Raw genomic sequence first — 20080 nt, 5'->3', positions numbered from 1 at the left:
CGACAAAGTCCTATTGTGTCTCGGTTTTATGCACATAAAGAGGAAGGTGTCCCGATCGCTTGGGGACACCTTCTTGTTTCACCATAATTTGTATCCTTTCGACCCCGGCGGAGCGTTTTGAATGATGTCGATGATCGGCACCGTATAGGCGATCAAAATGAGCGCAACGACGAGGCCGATCCAAAGCTTCCAGTTTTCAAGCGCCAGCGCAGCCCGTTCATACGGAGCAGCTGCCTCGGCGACCGGAAACTCCGTTTCGCCTTTCGGGGCGAAAAAGGCCAAGTTGATCACGATGACGAGAATCAAAATAATGCCGATGAACAAGATGGTGCCGCCGACCGCTTGCGCGATTTGGTACGGAATCCATTCAAGCGCTTGCGGCGAATTGCCGTACGTTGAGAACGCCGAGCGTCGCGGTGCGCCGAGCAGACCGGCAAAATGCATCGAGCCGGACATGAACGTCATCCCAACGGCCCAAACGATCGTTTGAATGATGGCGAGGCGGTTCATCGCCTTCGTCATCACCCGGCCGGTCAAATGCGGAATGAGCCAGTATGACGCACCAAAAAATGTTAGGACGACAGTCGTTGCCACCGTTAAATGGAAGTGGCCGGTCACCCAAATCGTATTATGGACGACTTGGTTGAGTTGGTGCGAGGCGTTAATAATCCCGCCGGTGCCGGCCGGAATAAAAAACAGCATTCCGACAAACGGGGCGAAAAAGCGGGCGTCGCTCCACGGGAGTTTCCGCAGCCAGCCGAACAAGCCGGTCGCTCCCTGCGAGCGGCCGTACGATTCAAACGTCGCAAACATGGCGAACGCGGTCATGAGCGACGGAATGATGACCATGAACGTCAAGACGACTTGCACGTATTTCCAAAACGGCGAAATTCCCGGCTCAAGCAATTGGTGATGGAAGCCGACCGGAATCGAAAACAGCAAAAACAAGATAAACGCCAGCCGTGCGAGTGAATCGGAGAACATTTTGCCGCCGATCACTTTCGGAATGACGGCGTACCAAACCATATACGCCGGCAATAGCCAGAAGTAGACGAGCGGATGCCCAAAATACCAAAACAGCGTCCGGCTCAAGAGCACGTTCACCCGATCCGTGAGCCCAAGCGACCACGGAATGAGCTGGAAGACGACGGTGGCGGCGACGCCAAGCGAACAGACGAGCCATAGCACCATATTCGTCACTGACATGAACGCCAGCAGCGGGCTCACTTGACCGCGGTGCGTTTTCCGCCAGCGGGCATAATGAGCGAACATCGCAAAGCCGCTCACCCAGCTGCCGACGACGACAAGCGCCAAGCCGATGTAAAAGCCGGCGTGCGCTTGCAGCGGCGCGTAAAACGTATATAAGACAGATGCCTTGCCGGTTAAGATGAAAAACGCACTCATGGCTGTTCCGATTGTCATCAGCCAAAAACCGATCCAACCGGTCCGGCGCGAACCGTCTGAGAGCGCCCCGGTTGTACGGCTGACCGCGGCGAACTGAAAGCCGATAATGAAAAACGTCGTCAGCACGAGTCCAAGCAAGACGCCATGCGTCGTCAAAATCGTGTAATAGCTGATCCCAGCCGGGAGCTCAAACTTGCCGGAACGGACTAATGTTTGCAATAGGCCGGCGAACCCCCCGAGCGCGAGGGCGGTAAAGGCGACGAACAAATGGGCAAGCGCCAGTTTCGCATCGCGGCGATCGACTTTTTCCAACGGTTGTGCCATGTTACTCCACCACCTTTATGCGCGCCGTCATCATATGGTGGCCGGCGCCGCAATACTCGTTGCAAAGAATCGTATATTCGCCCGGTTTGTCAAACGTGGTTGTTAAGCTGTTCACATAACCGGGTGTGACCATCATGTTCACGTTCGTTCCCGGGATTTCAAATCCGTGGATGACGTCTTTCGAAGTGACGTTGATCGTCACTTTCGCTCCTTTTGGAATTTCGATCGCATTCGGTGTAAAAGAAAACGCGGCGACGACGATGTTCAACTCGTATTCCTTGTCTCCTTTTTTGACGAGCCCCGGATGATCAAACGGCGGGGTCGAATCGACTTTTTCTGGATCGATCGTCGTCAGGCGGCTCGGTGGCTGCTGTCCGGCGGCGAATGCACTTACGCCGACGACCGTCAAAAAAACGATCAAACAGCCGATGCCAAACGCAAGCCAAATTTTTTCATACTTATGGATGTGCATACCGATTCCCTCCTTTGCCGCTTACAGGCGGTGCAAAAATAAAAAGTAGACGCTGACCCAAGAAAAAATGATGAAAAAGCCGAGCAGAAACACAGAGGCCAGCGTGCCTTTGAGCGCCGGCTCTTTTTCCTTTTTCGTTTGCCGGGCCGCTGTGATCAGTTTTGCCATGCCGTATCCCTCCTCTTTGTTGGATTCATCCCCCATAACAGCAATTCGGCAGGTGCGCCAAACGGCCAATTTCCCTGCTTTGACACTATCATAACTGTACAAAACTGGGGCGACAGTGACTTTTCTCACAAAAACGATGCTGGAAGTGTGAACAAATGGTGACGTTTGTGAAAAAATGATGAAGACGTCATTTTCTCTCGCGGCAGCAGAGCCCGCCAATGTTCTTTTTGCTGGCATGTAAAGCGCCGGCGATTGAACAGGCAATGCGATGCAGCAAAGAGATTAAGCCTATCGATCATTGATGATTTTTTAGCCAACGGCCAAGCGGCGCTCGGAATAGTGGAGATCATCGAGCAAGCGGGGGCTGATATGGTCGGCATCGGCATTGTCATTGAAAAAGCGTTTCAAGACGGCGGCCGGCTGCTTCGTTCGCGCGGCTTCCGCGTTGTGTCGCTCGCCCGCATCGCATCGCTTGATGGCGGCGCCATTCAATTTGCTGACGAGGTGATGAGTCGATGAAGATGAAATGGTGGCAAGTCGGATCGCTCGGCATCCAACATGTATTGGCCATGTACGCCGGGGCGATCGTCGTTCCGCTCATCGTCGGCGGGGCGATGCTCGCGATGTTCGGCATGGTCATTGCCTACGGTGTGAAAATGTTAGGCCAAGTTGACCTAACTGTGCAAGAGAACTTGCTGATCATCGCCTGCTCGGTCGGCGTGGGGCTTGGGGTGACGGCGGTGCCGAACTTGTTTGCCGAGCTGCCGACCGGCTTGCGCATTTTAACCGATAGCGGCATCGTCGCCGGCAGCATGACCGCCATCATCTTAAACGCCGTCTTCCATTTCGGTAAGGCAAGAAAATCGGCTGCACTGCCGCTGCAGGAACAAAAAATTTCATAATGGTGTTGATCGCTTTTATAGCCATCTTCGTTTTCCGGCCACTGCTCGGGAAATGGGGGTGGCTTTTTTATTGGCGTGTCGATTGGCAGAGAAAATGATAGAAACTGGTGGAGGGATGATGGTATAATGGAAAGCGAATAGGAAAGGGGGTGAAACAATGGATGAATGGGTGGAGCGCCTTTTCGATGAGCTGCGGCAAATACGGAATCAGATGGCGACCAAACAGGATGTTGTGCGGGTGAATGATCGCATCGATCGGCTTGAACAAACGGTGAGCGCGACGAAAGAGGATGTTGCGCGGTTAAATGGACGCGTCGGGCAACTCGAAGAGACCGTGGCAGCGACGAGAGAAGACGTTGTCCGGATGAATGATCGCATCGGGCGGCTTGAGCAGACCGTGGCAGCGACGAGAGAAGACGTCGCAGCGCTGGATGAGCGCATCGGGACCATCGAACGGACGATGGCAACGAAAGAGGATGTCGCAACGCTGGATGAGCGCATCGGGACCATCGAACGGACGATGGCAACGAAAGAGGATGTCGCAACGCTGGATGGGCGCATCGGGACCATCGAGCGGACGATGGCAACGAAAGAGGATGTCGCAGCGCTGGATGGGCGCATCGGGACTATCGAGCGGACGATGGCAACGAAAGAGGATGTCGCAGCGCTGGATGAGCGCATCGGGCAACTCGAAGAGACCGTGGCGGCTAACAGAGACGACATTGCGGCGCTCGACAGCCGGATTGGGCGCATGGAACAAACGATGGCGACGAAAGAGGACGTTGCCGAATTGCCGTTTATTCGGCAAGCTGTCGTGGAAACGTTAGAAACGCTCCATGAAATTTCGGCGATGAAACAAACCCTCACAGAAATGCAACAAAAAGTCAATGAAGTCATTGCCGGACAAGCGCGGCAAGAGCTCGTACTTCAATCCCTCGCTTTGCACTTGCTCGAGCATGAAAGTGAAATCCGCGCGCTAAAAGCGAGATAAATAACGAACCTCTCCTATTGTACATCCTCGCTGATGATCATGTTCCTTCCAAAACAGGCCGGTTTTGTCCGCGCCTGTTTTTTGATTGCAGCAACTTTTCATAACTTTTTTTGGCTGCGAAAACTAGAAATCCATTCGCTGTTCCTGAAAAAACGGGTGTACAAACATATTTTCCATTGCATATAGTTTGGCTTGTTGCGCATCCTAATAGAATAAAGAGGAACAGACCGAGGTGTTTGTATGCCGGTTCTTTTATCTGTCGGCACAGCAAGGATGCCGTATACGGCCGCCCAAGACGAGGTGAAGCAGCATGTCGCCGGGCTGTTCGCCGGTCGAATGGCGCGTGCGGAGCGGCTGCTGCAGGCGTTTGACAACAGCGGCATTCATACGCGCACGTTTGTCCAACCGCTTGCCTGGTACAGCGCGCCGCGCGGTTTCGGTGAAAAAAATGGGGTGTACATCGACCGTGCCGTCCGCTACAGCCGAGAGGCGGTCAATGACTGTTTGCGCAAGGCTTCGTCCGGCCCTGTTTTGCATGAGGAGATCGATGCGCTGTTTTACATCTCAACGACAGGGCTGTCGACGCCGAGCATCGAGGTGCGGCTGATGAACGTATTGCCGTTCTCCCCTCATGCCGTAAGAGTGCCGATTTGGGGGCTCGGTTGTGCGGGAGGGGCGGCTGGGCTCGCCCGGGCAGCCGACTATTGCCGGGCGTTTCCGAATGCCAAGGCGCTTGTGATCGCCGTTGAGTTTTGCAGTTTGACGTTTCAACTCAATGATTGGTCCAAAAGCAATGTGATCGGTACGTCGCTTTTTTCCGACGGCGTGGCGTGCTTGCTTGTGGCTGGCGACGGAGCGGCGCCGACAGCTGGCGCGCCGCGTGTCATCGCCGCCCGCTCGGTGCTCATGCCCGGCTCGGAAGACGTGATGGGCTGGGATGTTCGCGACGAAGGTTTGTTTGTCATCTTTTCAAAAGACATTCCGGCGATCGTTCGCTCTTGGCTGCGCCCGCAAGTCGAGTCGTTTTTGCAGGAACATGGGTTAGGGCTTGGGGATATTCATTATTTCATCGCCCACCCGGGCGGGAGGAAAGTCATTGAAGCGTACGAGGAGGCGTTCGGATTCGGTCCGGAACAGACAAAAGCCGCTAGAGACGTGCTCGCCCGCTACGGCAACATGTCGTCGGCCACCGTGTATTTTGTGCTCGAACAGATGATGCGGCAGCCGCTTTCGTCCGGGCACGGCCTGCTTATCGCTCTCGGCCCGGGCTTTAGTGCGGAAATGGTGCTGCTTCAATGGGGGGGATGATCGTGCGGTTTTGGTTCGTGTTTTTGGCGGTTGCCGGCATGCGCGTCATTGAGCTTCGGCTTGCAAAACGGAACGAACAGTATGTGAAAGCGCTCGGGGCGCGGGAGTTCGGCGCTCGCCATTACCCGTTGATCGTATTGATGCATGTCGGTTTCTTTTTGTCGTTGGCTGTTGAGGCGCTTCGAAAAGGCGCGCGCCCGTCGCGCCGCTGGCCGCTTTTGTTTCCGCTTTTTCTTGTCGTGCAAGGGCTGCGCGTATGGACAATTGGGTCGCTCGGCCGTTTTTGGAATACGAAAATTTTGATCGTACCAAACGGCCAAGTAGTGAAAAAAGGGCCGTACCGATGGCTTCGCCACCCGAACTATGTGGTTGTCGCCTTAGAGATTGCGCTGTTGCCGCTTTTGTTTCAAGCGCCGATCACCGCGCTTGTCTTTTCGCTTTTGAACGCATTTTTGCTGTCGATTCGCATCGCGGTTGAGGAAAGAGCGCTGGCGGCGCTCACCGACTACCGGGAGGCGTTTCGGGAGCGGCCGCGTTTTTTGCCCCGGTTAAGGGGGGAGGCTGCCATCCGCAAGATGCGGCAAGCTGAAAGCAGCGGACAAATAAAAAACAGCCCTTGAGCCGTCTATAATGGCATCTGTTCGCCGTTCGCCTGCGGGCGGCGGCAGGGCGTTGCCTCTTTCTCTATGTCATCCTGTCGGGTTACGGCAGGATTTTTCTTTTTTTCTATTGGGAAACGGGGCGAAATGCAGTAAAATGAATGTAAATGACATTGAGGGAGACAAAGGGGTTTTGGTCATGGGGCATATTGCGATTGAGCGGCCGTCATTGCGGCTGTGGCTTTCGAAAATGATCGACATGCACGATCAGCTTCAGTCCGCGGATGACCAGGAGCATGCGGACAAAGTGAAGCAGCTCATCGAAAAAGCGGCATCCGGTGAGCTCATTGTCGCGTTTTGCGGTCATTTTTCCGCCGGCAAATCGAGTTTGATCAACGCGTTGCTCGGCGAGCCGATGCTGCCGTCCAGCCCGATTCCGACGAGCGCCAATCTCGTCAAAGTGAAAGCCGGTCCGGACTATGTGCGCATCTTTTTCCACCGCGATGAGCCGGTCGAGTATGAACCGCCGTACGACCCGGACTTGATTCGCGCCCAATGCCGGGACGGGGAGACGATCGAATGGATTGAAATCAGCCGAACGACGGACGCCATCCCGCCGGGGGTCGCGATCCTCGATACGCCGGGCATCGATTCGACCGATGACGCCCACCGGCTGGCGACGGAGTCAGCGCTTCATTTGGCGGATGTCGTCTTTTACGTCATGGATTATAACCATGTGCAGGCGGAATTAAACTTCCAATTTACAAAACAATTAACAGATGAAGGAAAGACCGTTTATTTGATCATCAACCAAATCGATAAACATCGCGACGACGAGCTGCCGTTCGCTGAATTTCGCGCCTCGGCCGCCGAGGCGTTCCGGCGTTGGGGAGTTGAGGCGGCCCGTTTGTTTTTCTTGTCGCTGAAAGACCCGTCACATCCGCACAACGAATGGCATGAGCTTGTCGCTTGTTTGCGCCGGTTGTTTGCCGACAAGGAGGAATGGCTCGTCCGCGGCGCCGAGTCGGCGTTAAAACGGATCGCGGACGGCCATCTTGAGCATCTCCGCGCGCGGCACGAGCCGCTTGAGCAAACGATTGAGACGCGCCTCGAGGCGCTTGGCGGCGCCGATGACGAGGCGGCGGCCATCGCGGAGCTCGATCGCCTTGAGGCGGAGCTTGCCAATTGGCAAACAGCGCCGTCGCGGGCGGAGGAGGCGTTCCGTTCGGAGCTTGAGCGCGTGCTGCAAAACGCGTACGTGATGCCGTTTGAGACGAGGGAGCGGGCTGAGGCGTACTTGCAGGCGATGCAGCCGAATTTCAAAGTGGGCTTGTTGTTCGCGAAGACAAAAACGGAGCAAGAGCGCAAGCGGCGGCTTGAGGCGTTTTATGAAAGCGTCAAAGCGCAAGCGGCGGCGCAGATCGAATGGCACGTCCGCCAGCTCCTTGTTCAGTTTGGGAAAGAATGGCATGCTGATGACGATTGGTTCAGCGAGTGCCAGCAATGGACGGCGGAGTGGGATGAGACGATGCTTGCCGGCCTCGTTAAACAAGGGGCGGAATCAAGCGGCGCCGCGCTATTAAATTATACGGATGAGGTGGCGGCGGCGCTGAAAAAACGCTACCGTGACTCGGCGCTCGCCTTGTTTGCCGAACTGAAGGAACAAATCGCCAAACGGGCGGCCGCCCAAACAGAAACATTGAACGGACAGCTTTCGGCGGCGCGCGAAAAAGTGGAGCTCGCCGCCCGCCTCGCCCGCCTCAGAGCCGAGCGGGACGAGCGCCGGCGTGCGTTCGAGCAGCTGATCGCTGCTCCATGCGAGTCTGCATCGCTTGATGAAAACCGTCTCGCCGCGTTGACGGCGCCGCCGGTCTTCCGGAAAGCGCGTCATGCCGAGACGGCAAAACCGCAAGCAGCATCCAAGCCAGCGGAAACAAGCCATCTTTCCGTCAAAGAGCAAGCGCTCGGTCAGGAAGCGGCCGGCCTCGGAGTGAGCGAAAGAGCGGACGAAGCTCGGATGCTTTCAAGCGGCAGAAAACAGCGGAGCGAAGAGGCGGCCGAGCGGCTTGAGGAGGCGGCGGCTTGGCTTGAACGGTCCGAACTGCTTGGCCGCTTCGCTGGACCATTGCGCGACAAGGCGCGTCGGCTTCGCGAGCGATCGTTTACCGTCGCCTTGTTTGGCGCCTTCAGCGCCGGCAAATCGTCGCTGGCGAACGCCTTGCTCGGCGCCCCGCTTCTGCCATCGTCGCCCAACCCGACAACCGCCGCCATCAGCAAAATCGCCCCGCCCGATCACAAGCACCCGCACGGCACGGCGGTGGTCAAGGTAAAAAGCGAACTGCAAATTTGGGCGGATGTGCAATCGTCGCTTCGGCAGTGCGGCCATGAGGCGGATACATGGGATGAAGCGCTCCGCCTTTGCGCCCGCCTGGCCGAATCGGGAGCCGAACATCCGGCGCAAAAGCCGCATGTGGCTTTTTTGGCAGCTGCCGCGGCCGGCTATGAGCGGATGAACGGTCGATTCGGGGAGATCGTCTCCATCGGTTGGGAAGAACTCGAGACGTATGTCGCTGACGAAGCGGTGTCATGTTTCTTAGATGAGGTCGTGTTGTACGCCGACTGTCCGCTCACCTGCCAAGGGGTGACGCTTGTCGATACCCCGGGGGTGGATTCACTTAACGCCCGCCATACGGGAGTGGCGTTTCATTACATGAAGCATGCTGATGCGTTGTTGTTTGTGACGTATTACAACCATGCGTTCTCGAAAGCAGACCGCGAGTTTTTGCTTCAGCTTGGGCGCGTGAAAGACACGTTTGCGCTTGATAAAATGTTTTTCGTCATCAATGCGGCTGATTTGGCCCAGTCGAAAGAGGAGCTTGAGGCCGTCATTTCCTATATGAACGGAGAGCTCGCCCGCTTCGGCATCCGCTTCCCGCGCCTTTATGCGCTCTCAAGCCGCTTGGCGCTGGCGGAAAAAACGGGGGCCGAGCCCGGTCCGCGCGGCGTCTTGGCGGACTCCGGCTTGTCTGCCTTTGAAACCGACTTCTTCCGCTTCTTAACGGAAGAACTGGCGGAAGTCGCCGTCGAGAGCGCATATGCCGAGCTTGAGCGGGCGCGGCGGGCGGCAGAGGAATTCGCGCGCGCCGCTGGGCAAAGCGAAGCGGAAAAAGCGGAGAAACGGCAGGCGCTTGAGGCGGTGAAAACGAAGATGCACGCCGTGCTTGCTGGCATTGATGATGCCTACGGCCGGCAGGCGCTTCGCCAGGAAGTCGACGAATTGCTCTATTACGTCAAGCAGCGCGTCTTTTTCCGCCTCAACGATGTGTTTAAGGAGGCGTTCAACCCGGCGGTGCTCCGCGACGACCAAGGCCCGGCGCGTCGGGCGCTTGAGCGTTGCCTCGACGAGTTGCTCGCATCGGTTGGCTTTGATTTGGCCCAAGAGTTGCGGGCGACGAGCTTGCGTGTTGAGTCGTTTTTGCACAAGCAGCTGGCCGAGCAGTTCTCGCGCCTATTCCATGAGCTTCGTCGTTTCGATGATGCGCTCGCGCTCACGCCGCCTGAGCCGTTTGCCTTTTCGGCGCCGGAGTTTGCCAACGCCCTTGGGGATGTAGACCGGGTGCGGTTTACCAAGGCGCTTTCGCTGTATAAAAACGCCAAATCGTTTTTTGAGCGCGACGAAAAGCGGCGGATGAAAGAGGAAATTGAGGCGGCGCTTGTCGAGCCGATCGACGCCTATTTGGCTGAGCAAAAAGAGCGGCTTGTGGCGACGTACGCAGAACAATACAAGGCTGCCGTCGCCGCACTTTCGGCCGCTCTCGCGGAACAAGTCGACAGCTATATGGAGGGCTTGCTTGCCGCGCTCGCCGAAGCGGCGGATCATGAGGCGCTCGCCCGCATCGAAGCGGCGCTTCGCGGCCTTCTTTCGGGCCGCGTCGGGGAGGCGCGTTGATGAACCGGTTTCACGCTTGCGCTACATGCATCGACTACCGTATAGAAAAGCGAGCCGACGGTCTGTACACGTATTGCCGCCGGCTCGGCTATGCGACGAAACCGAACTATCGGTTCAACTGTTGGACGCCGAAACCGAACGTCCGGCGTTTGATGGAAAAAGAAGCAGGAAAGGACGAGGACTAATTGAGCGAAGTGCATCACGCGATCACTGCCCATGTGCAAAAACAGCATACCATCTTGAAGCAATTTGCTATGCTCGAAGCCGAGCGCGAGCGGCTCATCGACGAAGCGGTCGAGCGGTGCCGCCGCGGTGAGCCGTTTACGGTCGAGGCGATCAATGAAGTGACGAAACAAATGAACGAGCTGGCCGCCGGCGGCCTCGTGCCGGCGCGCCGCTATGTAACGCCAGAGATGGTGCGCGACTACGTGCGCCGGCTTGAAGAGAAGTAACGCACACAGCCAAAGCGTTGGCATTGGCTGCCCGGCTGCCGGCCTGTAAGCAGGCCGGGCTGATGAAAACGAAAGAGGGGGGAGAAACAATGGCGTCTCTCGTTTCCCACGAATGGCTGTTGGCGCATTTGTCCGATGAAACCATCCGCATTGTTGATTGCCGGTTTTGGCTTGGCGATCCGGCTAAAGGGGCGTCTCTTTACCGGGAAGACCATATTCCCGGAGCGGTGTATATGGACTTAGAGCGCGACTTGTCGGGCCCGGTCGGAGAGCACGGAGGCCGCCATCCGCTTCCATCAGCCGCCCAAGCGGCGGATGTGTTTAGCCGGGCCGGCATTGACGACACGACGACGGTCATCGCCTACGATGACCAAAACGGGGCCATGGCCGCGCGCTGTTGGTGGCTGCTCCGGTATTTCGGCCATGCGCGCGCATACGTGTTGGATGGCAACTACAGCGAATGGAAACGAAAAGGAAATCCGGTGACGCGCGCCATTTCAGCTGTGCCGCCGCGGCGGTTTCAGCCGCGTCCGGACCGATCATGGCTCGCAACGGTCGAGGATGTACGAGCCGCCGTTCGCGACCGTGCAGCGATGCTCATTGATTCCCGCGAGTGGAAGCGGTATGCCGGGTTGGAGGAGCCGATCGACCGACGGGCCGGCCGCATTCCCGGGGCGGTGCACCGATTTTGGAAAGACGGGGTGACGGAAGGAGGCTACTGGAAAAGCGCTGTCGAGCAGGCGGCTCGGTTTGCCGATTTTGACCGTGGGCAGCCGTTGATCGTTTACTGTGGTTCCGGCGTCACCGCCTGCCCGAACGTGTTGGCGCTCCACGAAGCTGGTTATCACAACGTTCGGCTGTACGTCGGCAGTTTCAGCGACTGGATTTCCTATCCGGACCACCCGATTGAAACGGGTGACCCGTCATCCGATGCTTAGTTTTCTCCGATTCGGGCTGAAACATCATTCGACGCCTCGGTGTTGTTGGATGGAACCGTTGTTTTCTTTTCGTTTTCTTTTTTCGGTCCGCATGAGGTCGAAGCGTTGTTGATTTTCAACGATTTTCACCTAGTGTTTGTTTCGCTTTTCTTCCATTGTTTCGGCCGCCGGTTGAAGCCGCTGTATGCATAGTTTTTTGGCCGCCGGCGGATACTATAGGTGAACCGACGGAAGCAGAGGAGGAGACGCATGGGCCGGACAAAACTTGGCAATGCCAATGCCCAACGAAACAACAACGCGAAGAAGAAAAACGGCTTTAACGAATGGAGGAGCGAATTCGCTTCGTACGCAGAAGTCGAAGCGGAGAAAATGAAAAACGATCATAAAAACATCCGATCATGATGAGGGCGCGCCCCTCGTTTTTTCGTTTTAAGCACGATGGTTGGCAAATGGCAAACGTATGTGCTATAATCGTGGACAGAGCGGCGGGAGGCGCCGGTAGGGAGGGGACAACGTGCGGAAATGGCTAGTCGTTCTTTTGTTCTTGGCTGTCGCCGGCTATGGCCTTTGGAATGTGATGGCGGCTGACAAACCGAATGAAGCAAACGGAGCCGGTCCGGAAGTGGGTCAGACGGCTCCCGACTTGACCTTGCCGGCGCTTGGGGGCCAGTCGGTTAAGTTGTCGGCGCTGCGCGGCAAAGCGGTCGTCCTCAACTTTTGGACGTCGTGGTGCCCGCCATGCAAAAAGGAAATGCCGGAGCTTGCCAAGTTTTACGAGCGGCATGGCCGCGAAGTTGCGCTCCTTGCCGTTCATTTGACGACGCAAGATACGTTGGACAACGCTGAGCGGTTTGCGAAAGCGAACAGGCTCGTGTTTCCAGTCGGCCTCGATGTGCGCGGCGAAGCGCTTCGTCAATATCGAATCCAAACGATTCCAACGACGTATATTATCGATCCAAACGGCGTCATTCGGCGAAAAATTGTCGGCCCGGTGACGGCGAAGCGGCTCGAGCAGGAAACAGCGCTTTTTCGTTGAGCAGATGGCTGCAGCGAAAGGCGCTTTCTTCGTGGTTCGTTATTTTTCAAAAAGTTGTCATAATTTTTATCTTTTTTGGGCATGAATAAGATTACAATAAAAGTGAGGGGAGGTTGAAGCGATGAGACGATCCCGCAAAATGACTCTCCAAGAACTGATCAGCGAGAACAAACGGCAATTGTTGAACGATCGGGAAGCGCTCGAAAAAATCGAGAAAAAGCTGGAAGAGCGGATGCTCAAAAAAGCAGAATGACCCATGCATAGCGGTTCTCCGGGCGGACAGACTAGATGGCGAGGAGGCGAAGACAATGAGCAATCCGAAAGGAAGCCGCAAACATTTCGTGCCGAACCATATCGGCACACAGCCTCGCGCCGCAGGAGGAAACAAGGGCAAACAAATGCAAGACCAGTCCGGCCAGCACGCCCAAGTCATCCAAACGAAGGGCGAATAGCCGGAAACTCGCGCAAAGGAGGAAGCATTCATGCCGCGTCCGAAACCGGATGACCGCAGCGACAATGTGGAAAAGCTGCAAGAAATGGTGCAAAACACCATTGAGAACATAGAAAAAGCCGAAGAAACGATGCAGTTTGCGTCGCCGGAGGAGCAGGAGAAGATCCGTGCGAAAAACCGCCGCCGCGAAGAAGCGATCGCTGCGATGCGCGCGGAAATCCGAGACGAAGCAGCTGCACGGGAACACGGCTGCCAGTAAACGAAGCAGCCCTCATGCGGGGGCGGCTTCGTTTTTTTGTCTACCGCTTGAGCGAGCCGACGGGCGAATGGTAACATAGAAGAGAAGGCCCGGTAAAAAATGGAGGGAGAACGAACGTGAAAGTGGCAGAAAAACAAATTGAAGTGCGTTATGCGGAAACAGACCAAATGGGCGTCGTCTACCACGCGAACTATTTAGTTTGGATGGAAGTCGGGCGCACGGAATTGATCAAACAGCTTGGCTTTCATTATGCTGACATGGAGAAAGAAGGCATCATTTCGCCTGTTGTCGATTTGCAAGTGTCGTACAAAAAGCCGCTTCACTACGGGGAAACGGCGACTGTCCGCACATGGATTGACGCCTATGACGGCATCCGCGTGACATACGGCTACGAGATTCTCGCCCCGGACGGCGAGGTGGCGGTGACCGGAAAGTCGCAGCATGTTTGCGTCAAGCGCGATACGTTTCGGCCGATCGTGATCCGCAAATATTTTCCTGACTGGCATGAAGCATATGAGCGGGCGAAGCGGTAAAGGGGAGCGGTGCGATGGCGTTTGGCATCCGCCGACATGAGCTCGCGGCATGGAAAGAGAAAGTGAAGCGCGGTGAAATCGCCTTTTTGACCCACTATTGGTACGACGAACGGTTTCCGCATTGCACGACAGTGACGAAAGTCGGCTGCGCCGATGTCGAAAAACTCGCCGCTTGGGGGCGGCAGTACGGGCTGAAGGAAGAGTGGATCGATCGGCGCGGTGAGTTTCCGCATTTCGATTTGCTCGGTGAGACGCAAACGCGCATTTTGCAGCAGGAAGGACGGCTGTTTGAACTGGAACGATTCACGAAACGGGGGAAGAAGGAATGATGATCGATTTGGCCGTTGTGAAGGAAATGTCGAAACATACGTTGATCGATACGCTCGGCATCGAAATTGTTGAGGTTGGCGAAGGCCGCGTCGTCGCGACGATGCCGGTCGACTGGCGCACGCGCCAGCCGGCTGGGCTGCTGCATGGCGGCGCCTCAGTCGCCTTAGCGGAGACGGTCGCCAGCATCGGCGCGTACGCGCTTGTGGACCCCAACACGGAAAACGTCGTTGGATTGGAAATCAACGCCAATCACGTCCGCGCCGTTCGCCGCGGGACGGTGACGGCGACAGGGACGGTGTTGCACCGCGGTCGGACGACGATGGTGTGGGATGTGCGCATTACGGACGAACAAGGGGAGCTCGTCTGCATCTCCCGCTGCACGATCGCCATTATTCGAAAAAGCGAGCGCCAAGGCTAGCTTTTTCAATCGCCGCGGGACATTCAATGGACGAGAAAAACCGGCTCATTGCTTTTTTCGTCCAAATCCACAGTCAAATCACGTCCATCGAAATACCATTGGTCGCTCTCTTCAATAAAAAAGGTGATGCCATCAACCGTCGTCTGCGCCGCCGGCTTGTCGACCAGTTCGTCTTTGGCCATGCCAAGCGAAAACCCTTTTTGCACGGTGCTGCACCCGCCGTAGCGGGCAAAAAAGCGGATCGCATCGCCCGGCTTCAGCCCGAGCTCCCGCTTGTACCAATCAAACGCTTTTTTTGTAATCATGATGTTCATGGCTTCCCCTCCTCACTTGTTTATTATAAGTGAATGGACGGCGCCGGTAAAACGATTGTGTGAACATTGGCTGACAATTTGAGGGCGAAAAAATTTCCGGAAAATGGATTAAACTAGCCCTGACTGGCTCGAGTAAAATGCCGGCCGACGGCGAACAGTAAAAGCGAGGGGGGGTGAAGACGGTGAGCAAGAAGCGGCCGTTTGCGCCAAGCTATGAATCGGATGGGGTGATGGGCGAAAAGAAAGAGCAACGCCCGCGCCGTTCCAACCGTCGGCAAATTGACAAACAAGCGCCTGATTTTTTCAACACGACGCCATCGAGCGAATAAAAAAGCCGAATCGAGCGGGCGATGGTTGAACATCGCGCTGTTTTGTGAATAAAGTAGCCAGTAGGCTGCTTTTTTTATGGCACCTACTATACAAACGGGCCGGTCCGCGCTATCATTACTTGAGGGACATCTTTTTCGAAAGGAGTGGCGTTTTCGTATATGAGTAGTTCAAGCCCGAACGAACCGGAACCGGAATATAGCGGGGAACGCGGCCTGTTCCTTTTCTTGTCGGCTGCTCATCATACGAAAACGGGCTCCGGACGGAAAGGAAGAGGCGCCGCCTTCCTCGCGTGAAAAGGAGGAAGGATGCCAGATGATGAAAATGTATTTGTCCGATGCCAACGGCAAAATGCGCGAAATCGATCATATTGAAAATGGCTGCTGGATCAATCTCGTTGCCCCGACGGAAGACGAAATTCGCTACATCGCCCACCATTTAGACATTCCGATCGATTCGATCAAAGACGCGTTGGATGACGAGGAGCGGTCGCGCGTCGAAAAGGAAGACAACCATGTGCTCATTATCGTCGACATTCCGATTGTCGCCCATGATGAAGTGGACGGCCCGATTTACGAGACGATTCCGATCGGCATGATCATTACGAACACGTGTTTTATTACGGTTTGTTTGCAGGAGAATCCGATTTTCGAAGAATTCTCCAAAAACAAAATCAAAAACTTTTACACGTTTATGAAGACGCGGTTTGCGTTGCAAATGCTGTACATGATTTCAACGTATTATTTGCGCTATTTGAAGCAAATCAATCGGCGGACGAGCGAAATCGAAAAAGAATTGCACCAATCGATGAAAAACAAGGAGCTGTTTTCGCTTCTCAGCATGGAAAAAAGCTTAGTGTATTTTATGACGTCGCTGAAGGCGAACAACATCGTCATGGAGCGGCTCATGCGCCTCAATTATTTGCGCATGTACGAAGATGACCAGGATTTGCTGCAGGACGTCATTATTGAAAACAAGCAGGCGATTGAAATGGCCGAAGTATACAGCAGCATTTTAAGCGGCATGATGGACGCGTTCGCTTCGGTCATCTCAAACAACTTAAACATTGTGATGAAGTTTTTGACGGCCATTACGATCGTCATTTCGCTGCCGACGATGGTGGCGAGTTTCTACGGCATGAATGTACCGATTCCGTACCAACACTCTCCGTACGCCTTTTTGATCGCGATGGCGCTCGCCGGTTCACTGTCAGCGGCGACGGCGTACATCTTTTGGAAAAAGCGATACTTTTGACGGCCAGGCGCGTTTTGGATGGCCATGCGAACGGCTGCCCTGTCATTGGGGCAGCCGCTTTTGCTTTCGGACGGCCACACCGCCGGAGAGGATGAATTTCATCGCCTCTTCCGGCGAGATGTCGACGACTTCCACTTGCTTTTTCGGGACGAGCAGGGTGAGCCCGGCGACTTGAAACGCCTGCGGGATATAGACGGCGACGTAGTCGGCGAGAGGATCGTGCCAAGCGCCGACATCATCCATTGTCATGAAGCCGAGGCATTTCCAGCCGCTTTCTGGCATTGTAACGAGCACAACTTGCGAAAACGATCGTTTTTCCCCGACGAAGGAAGCGATTGTATCTTTGGCGACGGAATAAACCGTTTTCATCAAGGGAATGCTTTCAAGCAACCGGTCGATCAGTCGAATGAGGCGACCGCTTACGTATTGCGTCGATAGCCAACCGCAGACGGTAATCAGCGCGACAGTCGCCAATAGGCCTAGGCCGGGAATGTAGCGGCCATCCAAATACGGACGGACGTATTGGCCAAGCAGCCCATCCAAAACGGTGAGCACTTTGTAGCACACATAGACGGCGAGTAAAATTGGCACGATCGTCAGCATGCCGTTTAGAAAATGTTTCACAAAAAAACGCATCCCTTTCCCTCCCCGCTATTCATTCTCTACCACCATACCAATTTTTTTGGTTTTATACAACTCTCTATTATATCGAACATTTTCTGTTGTATTCGGTAAGAAAGTTCGTGTTTTTCCTTGACGAACTGCCAAATGTTCCGTATACTTTCGAATGGAACATGGGAAATGGGGGATGGATCATGAACAATCATTACGATGTGATCGTGGTCGGCGCCGGGCCGGCCGGCATTTTCACTTGCTACGAACTGACGCTCAAACTCCCTGGAGCGAACGTGCTCTTAATCGATAAAGGGCACGATATCTATAAACGCAATTGTCCGATTTTGCAAAGAAAAATTGAAAAGTGTCCGCCGCCGGCCGGCAAAAAAGACTATGCCGGCTGCGTGCCGTCCTGTTCGATCACGAATGGATTCGGCGGAGCGGGGGCGTATTCGGACGGCAAATTCAATATCACGAGCGAATTCGGCGGCTGGATGACCGACTATTTGCCGGCTTCGACCGTACTTGAGCTCATCCGCTATGTCGATGAGATCAACTTGAAGCACGGAGCGACGACATCGATCACCGACCCGATGACGGATAAAGTGAAAGAGATCGAGCGGCGCGCCTATGCGGCCGGGCTGAAGCTATTGCGCGCGTACGTCCGCCATTTGGGTACAGAGCAAAATTTGGAAATTTTGAAAAGCATTTTTGAATATTTGCGCGAGCGGATTGCGATGCGCTTTACAACGGAAGTGGATGATATCGTGACCGAGCGGACGGAGAGCGGCCCTCGAGTGAAAGGCGTTGTGCTGAAAAACGGAGAAACGTTGACAGCGGAAAAAGTCGTCATCGCTCCGGGGCGCGATGGCTCGGTTTGGCTGAGCAAAATCTTGCGCAAGCGCCGTTTGCGGATGATCAACAATCAGGTTGACATCGGAGTGCGCGTGGAAACATCGAACATCGTCATGCAAGAAATTAACGAACATCTGTATGAAGGGAAATTCATTTTCAACACGTCGGTTGGGACGCAAGTGCGCACGTTTTGCAGCAACCCGTCCGGACATGTCGTCGTCGAAAACCATTCCGGCATCATGCTCGCCAACGGCCATGCGTACAAAGATCCAAAGCTCGGCAGCAACAACACGAACTTTGCCCTTCTTGTTTCACATAAGTTTTCCGATCCGTTTGACAAGCCGAACGAATACGCCCATGAAATTTCTCGGCTGGCGAACGCCTTGTCCAACGGCGGCATCATCGTGCAAAAATACGGCGACATTTTAAAAGGACGGCGATCGACGGAAAAGCGGATCAAAGAAGGGTTCATCGAACCGACGCTAAAAGAAGCGGTGCCGGGCGATTTAGGCCTCGTTTTGCCGTACAACACGATGAAAAGCTTGATCGAAATGACGGAGGCGCTCAACCACGTCACTCCGGGGCTTGCCTCTGAGCATACGCTCTTTTACGGGGTGGAAGCGAAGTTTTATTCGGCGCGTCCGAAACTGAACGACCGCTTTGAAACCGAAATCGCCGGGCTGTATGTCGGCGGCGACGGCGCCGGCGTTACGCGCGGCCTTGCGCAGGCGAGCGCCTGCGGCGTCTGGATCGCCCGCGACATCGTCGAGAAATTGACGCATTAGGTGAGGAACCGAGGGCAGGCCCCTTCAAACGGGGGCCTGTTTTTTTGCTGTCTGCCTGGGGACGGATTAAAAAGTAAACTAAAATGAAAATATAGTTGACAAATATGCGGCTGGTCCGTTACGATAAATGTAATGATATGGAAAGGGGAGAGGAGAGATGGCAAACTGGCTGGTGTTGGCCGAGCAAGTGTTGGGAGGCCACGAGCTGACCGATGAGGAAGCATTGGCGATATTGGATTGTCCGGATGAGGAGTTGCTCCTTTTGCTGCAAGGGGCGTACCGGATTCGCTCCGCCTATTATGGAAACAAAGTGAAGCTGAACATGATCATCAACGCCAAATCCGGCCTCTGTCCGGAAAACTGCGGCTACTGTTCGCAGTCCGCCGTATCGACAGCGCCGGTGAAAACGTATAAAATGGTCGACAAAGAGACGTTGTTGCGCGGCGCGGAAGAAGCACACCGTTTGCGCATTGGGACGTACTGCATCGTCGCCAGCGGCCGGGGGCCGAGCGATAAAGAGATCGACACCGTTGTGTCCGCGGTCAAGGAAATTAAAGAGCGGTTCGGGCTGAAAGTGTGCGCCTGCCTTGGGATCTTAAAGCCGGAGCAGGCGGCGCGGCTGAAAGAGGCGGGGGTGGATCGCTACAATCATAACATCAACACATCGAAGCAGCACCATCCGAACATTACGACGTCCCATACATACGACGATCGGGTACGGACGGTGGAAACGGTGAAAGAAGCTGGTCTTTCGCCTTGTTCCGGCGTCATCATCGGCATGAAAGAAACGAAGCGGGATGTCGTCGATATGGCGCGCAGTTTGCGGGCGCTTGACGCCGATTCCATTCCAGTCAACTTTTTGCATGCGATCGACGGCACGCCGCTGGCTGGCACGAACGAATTAAACCCGCGTTACTGTTTGAAGGTGCTGGCCCTTTTTCGCTATATGAATCCAACCAAAGAAATCCGCATCGCCGGCGGGCGAGAAGTGAATTTGCGCTCACTTCAGCCGCTTGGCCTGTATGCCGCCAACTCGATTTTTGTCGGCGACTATTTGACGACCGCCGGGCAAGAAAAGTCAGCCGATTATCAAATGCTTGAGGATCTTGGGTTTGAAATCGAATTTGCCCCGGTTCCGCAAGCCGGAGTCGTATCATGAACGATGCCGCCGGAAGATGGCGGCTTTTTGTATGTGCGCTCACCGAGGACAAGACCTAGCGAAGCGGGAGGCATGGGAGGCGCCATGCGGTTTCAGATGGGACGCCACGATGGCGCATCGCAAGCCTTGGCGAGAAGCGGAGCGCATGATAAGACGGTGGACTTGGCCTGCCTATGCTCTGACGAGAAAAGCGGATTGAACCCCTATTGCGCCGTTCGACGCGCTTTTTTGGCATGA

The 20080-nt window shown here is 55.2% G+C and carries 24 protein-coding genes and 2 pseudogenes; 21 read left to right on the top strand and 5 right to left on the bottom strand.

The genetic code is table 11. The features are described 5' to 3' along the window. Nucleotides 1-78: 78 nt before the first annotated feature. From CD000_RS07535 to CD000_RS07525, 3 genes are read right to left on the bottom strand one after another with little or no spacing between them, the layout of a single operon-like run. On the bottom strand, nucleotides 79-1728 hold the full coding sequence (locus CD000_RS07535; RefSeq protein WP_013145461.1) for a b(o/a)3-type cytochrome-c oxidase subunit 1: 1650 nt from the start codon (nucleotides 1726-1728) through the stop codon (nucleotides 79-81). Nucleotide 1729: 1 nt separating this feature from the next. Continuing rightward, nucleotides 1730-2200, bottom strand: a complete 471-nt coding sequence (locus CD000_RS07530; protein WP_096225359.1) for a cytochrome c oxidase subunit II — start codon at nucleotides 2198-2200, stop codon at nucleotides 1730-1732. 21 nt (nucleotides 2201-2221) lie between these two features. After that, the gene (locus CD000_RS07525; RefSeq protein WP_011231044.1) at nucleotides 2222-2368 is read right to left on the bottom strand and encodes a cytochrome c oxidase subunit 2A; all 147 of its coding nucleotides are present in this window, start codon (nucleotides 2366-2368) and stop codon (nucleotides 2222-2224) included. Between the two features lie 294 nt (nucleotides 2369-2662). On the opposite strand from CD000_RS07525, the pseudogene CD000_RS07520 reads away from it, so the two are divergent. The 17 genes and pseudogenes from CD000_RS07520 to CD000_RS07445 form a co-directional block, all read left to right on the top strand. After that, nucleotides 2663-2887 (top strand): annotated as a pseudogene (locus CD000_RS07520) (type I phosphoribosyltransferase); the annotation flags it as partial. Between the two features lie 80 nt (nucleotides 2888-2967). Continuing rightward, nucleotides 2968-3270: pseudogene (locus tag CD000_RS07515) on the top strand (solute carrier family 23 protein); the annotation flags it as partial. 157 nt (nucleotides 3271-3427) lie between these two features. Further along, complete coding sequence (locus tag CD000_RS07510) at nucleotides 3428-4261, top strand: hypothetical protein (RefSeq protein ID WP_096225357.1); 834 nt, start codon at nucleotides 3428-3430, stop codon at nucleotides 4259-4261. Between the two features lie 240 nt (nucleotides 4262-4501). Further along, complete coding sequence (locus CD000_RS07505; protein ID WP_096225356.1) at nucleotides 4502-5569, top strand: type III polyketide synthase; 1068 nt, start codon at nucleotides 4502-4504, stop codon at nucleotides 5567-5569. Then, nucleotides 5566-6189: an isoprenylcysteine carboxyl methyltransferase family protein gene (locus tag CD000_RS07500; RefSeq protein WP_025039382.1), complete on the top strand. Its 624-nt coding sequence runs from the start codon at nucleotides 5566-5568 to the stop codon at nucleotides 6187-6189. The genes CD000_RS07505 and CD000_RS07500 overlap by 4 nt, the downstream gene beginning before the upstream one ends. Before the next feature lie 178 nt (nucleotides 6190-6367). After that, a complete protein-coding gene (locus CD000_RS07495) occupies nucleotides 6368-10117 on the top strand; it encodes a dynamin family protein (RefSeq protein ID WP_096225355.1) in 3750 nt (1249 codons plus the stop codon). Beyond that, nucleotides 10117-10302, top strand: coding sequence for a hypothetical protein (locus CD000_RS07490; RefSeq protein WP_096225354.1), 186 nt, complete (start codon nucleotides 10117-10119; stop codon nucleotides 10300-10302). The genes CD000_RS07495 and CD000_RS07490 overlap by 1 nt, the downstream gene beginning before the upstream one ends. Further along, nucleotides 10303-10569, top strand: a complete 267-nt coding sequence (locus tag CD000_RS07485) for a YpbS family protein (protein ID WP_096225353.1) — start codon at nucleotides 10303-10305, stop codon at nucleotides 10567-10569. A gap of 89 nt (nucleotides 10570-10658) precedes the next feature. Further along, entirely contained in the window at nucleotides 10659-11507 is an 849-nt protein-coding gene (locus CD000_RS07480; protein WP_096225352.1) for a sulfurtransferase, read from the top strand. A 249-nt stretch (nucleotides 11508-11756) separates the two neighbouring features. After that, nucleotides 11757-11909, top strand: coding sequence for a hypothetical protein (locus CD000_RS18760; protein ID WP_011231053.1), 153 nt, complete (start codon nucleotides 11757-11759; stop codon nucleotides 11907-11909). Between the two features lie 112 nt (nucleotides 11910-12021). Then, nucleotides 12022-12543 (top strand): TlpA family protein disulfide reductase, encoded by a 522-nt coding sequence (locus CD000_RS07475; protein WP_033025271.1) that lies wholly within the window; start codon nucleotides 12022-12024, stop codon nucleotides 12541-12543. 121 nt (nucleotides 12544-12664) lie between these two features. Then, the gene (locus CD000_RS07470; RefSeq protein ID WP_011231055.1) at nucleotides 12665-12796 is read left to right on the top strand and encodes an FbpB family small basic protein; all 132 of its coding nucleotides are present in this window, start codon (nucleotides 12665-12667) and stop codon (nucleotides 12794-12796) included. A 55-nt stretch (nucleotides 12797-12851) separates the two neighbouring features. Beyond that, complete coding sequence (locus tag CD000_RS07465) at nucleotides 12852-12995, top strand: acid-soluble spore protein N (RefSeq protein WP_011231056.1); 144 nt, start codon at nucleotides 12852-12854, stop codon at nucleotides 12993-12995. Between the two features lie 30 nt (nucleotides 12996-13025). Continuing rightward, nucleotides 13026-13253: a small acid-soluble spore protein Tlp gene (gene tlp, locus CD000_RS07460; RefSeq protein WP_014195696.1), complete on the top strand. Its 228-nt coding sequence runs from the start codon at nucleotides 13026-13028 to the stop codon at nucleotides 13251-13253. 116 nt (nucleotides 13254-13369) lie between these two features. Then, nucleotides 13370-13786: an acyl-CoA thioesterase gene (locus CD000_RS07455; RefSeq protein WP_011231058.1), complete on the top strand. Its 417-nt coding sequence runs from the start codon at nucleotides 13370-13372 to the stop codon at nucleotides 13784-13786. A 14-nt stretch (nucleotides 13787-13800) separates the two neighbouring features. After that, entirely contained in the window at nucleotides 13801-14115 is a 315-nt protein-coding gene (locus tag CD000_RS07450; RefSeq protein WP_011231059.1) for a hypothetical protein, read from the top strand. Beyond that, entirely contained in the window at nucleotides 14115-14534 is a 420-nt protein-coding gene (locus CD000_RS07445; protein ID WP_096226254.1) for a PaaI family thioesterase, read from the top strand. The genes CD000_RS07450 and CD000_RS07445 overlap by 1 nt, the downstream gene beginning before the upstream one ends. Nucleotides 14535-14557: 23 nt before the next feature. Here CD000_RS07445 and CD000_RS07440 read toward each other — a convergent pair whose 3' ends face one another. Then, on the bottom strand, nucleotides 14558-14848 hold the full coding sequence (locus CD000_RS07440; RefSeq protein ID WP_011231061.1) for a HesB/YadR/YfhF family protein: 291 nt from the start codon (nucleotides 14846-14848) through the stop codon (nucleotides 14558-14560). Nucleotides 14849-15030: 182 nt separating this feature from the next. On the opposite strand from CD000_RS07440, the gene CD000_RS18755 reads away from it, so the two are divergent. Beyond that, the gene (locus tag CD000_RS18755; protein ID WP_011231062.1) at nucleotides 15031-15177 is read left to right on the top strand and encodes a hypothetical protein; all 147 of its coding nucleotides are present in this window, start codon (nucleotides 15031-15033) and stop codon (nucleotides 15175-15177) included. 313 nt (nucleotides 15178-15490) lie between these two features. Then, complete coding sequence (locus tag CD000_RS07435; RefSeq protein ID WP_014195699.1) at nucleotides 15491-16429, top strand: magnesium transporter CorA family protein; 939 nt, start codon at nucleotides 15491-15493, stop codon at nucleotides 16427-16429. A 42-nt stretch (nucleotides 16430-16471) separates the two neighbouring features. On the opposite strand, the gene CD000_RS07430 is transcribed toward CD000_RS07435, so the two are convergent. After that, complete coding sequence (locus tag CD000_RS07430; protein ID WP_096225351.1) at nucleotides 16472-17065, bottom strand: DUF502 domain-containing protein; 594 nt, start codon at nucleotides 17063-17065, stop codon at nucleotides 16472-16474. A 179-nt stretch (nucleotides 17066-17244) separates the two neighbouring features. Between CD000_RS07430 and CD000_RS07425 the strand changes: the two genes are divergently transcribed. Both CD000_RS07425 and bioB read left to right on the top strand, forming a co-directional pair. Beyond that, on the top strand, nucleotides 17245-18684 hold the full coding sequence (locus CD000_RS07425) for an NAD(P)/FAD-dependent oxidoreductase (protein WP_096225350.1): 1440 nt from the start codon (nucleotides 17245-17247) through the stop codon (nucleotides 18682-18684). A gap of 157 nt (nucleotides 18685-18841) precedes the next feature. Further along, nucleotides 18842-19843 carry a biotin synthase BioB gene (bioB, locus tag CD000_RS07420; RefSeq protein ID WP_023634524.1) on the top strand — a complete coding sequence of 334 codons (1002 nt, stop codon included), beginning with the start codon at nucleotides 18842-18844 and terminating at the stop codon, nucleotides 19841-19843. Nucleotides 19844-20080: the final 237 nt, after the last annotated feature.

Source organism: Geobacillus sp. FJAT-46040, from assembly GCF_002335725.1.
GTDB lineage: Bacteria > Bacillota > Bacilli > Bacillales > Anoxybacillaceae > Geobacillus > Geobacillus thermoleovorans.
This window is presented reverse-complemented; position numbering and strand designations above follow the sequence as displayed.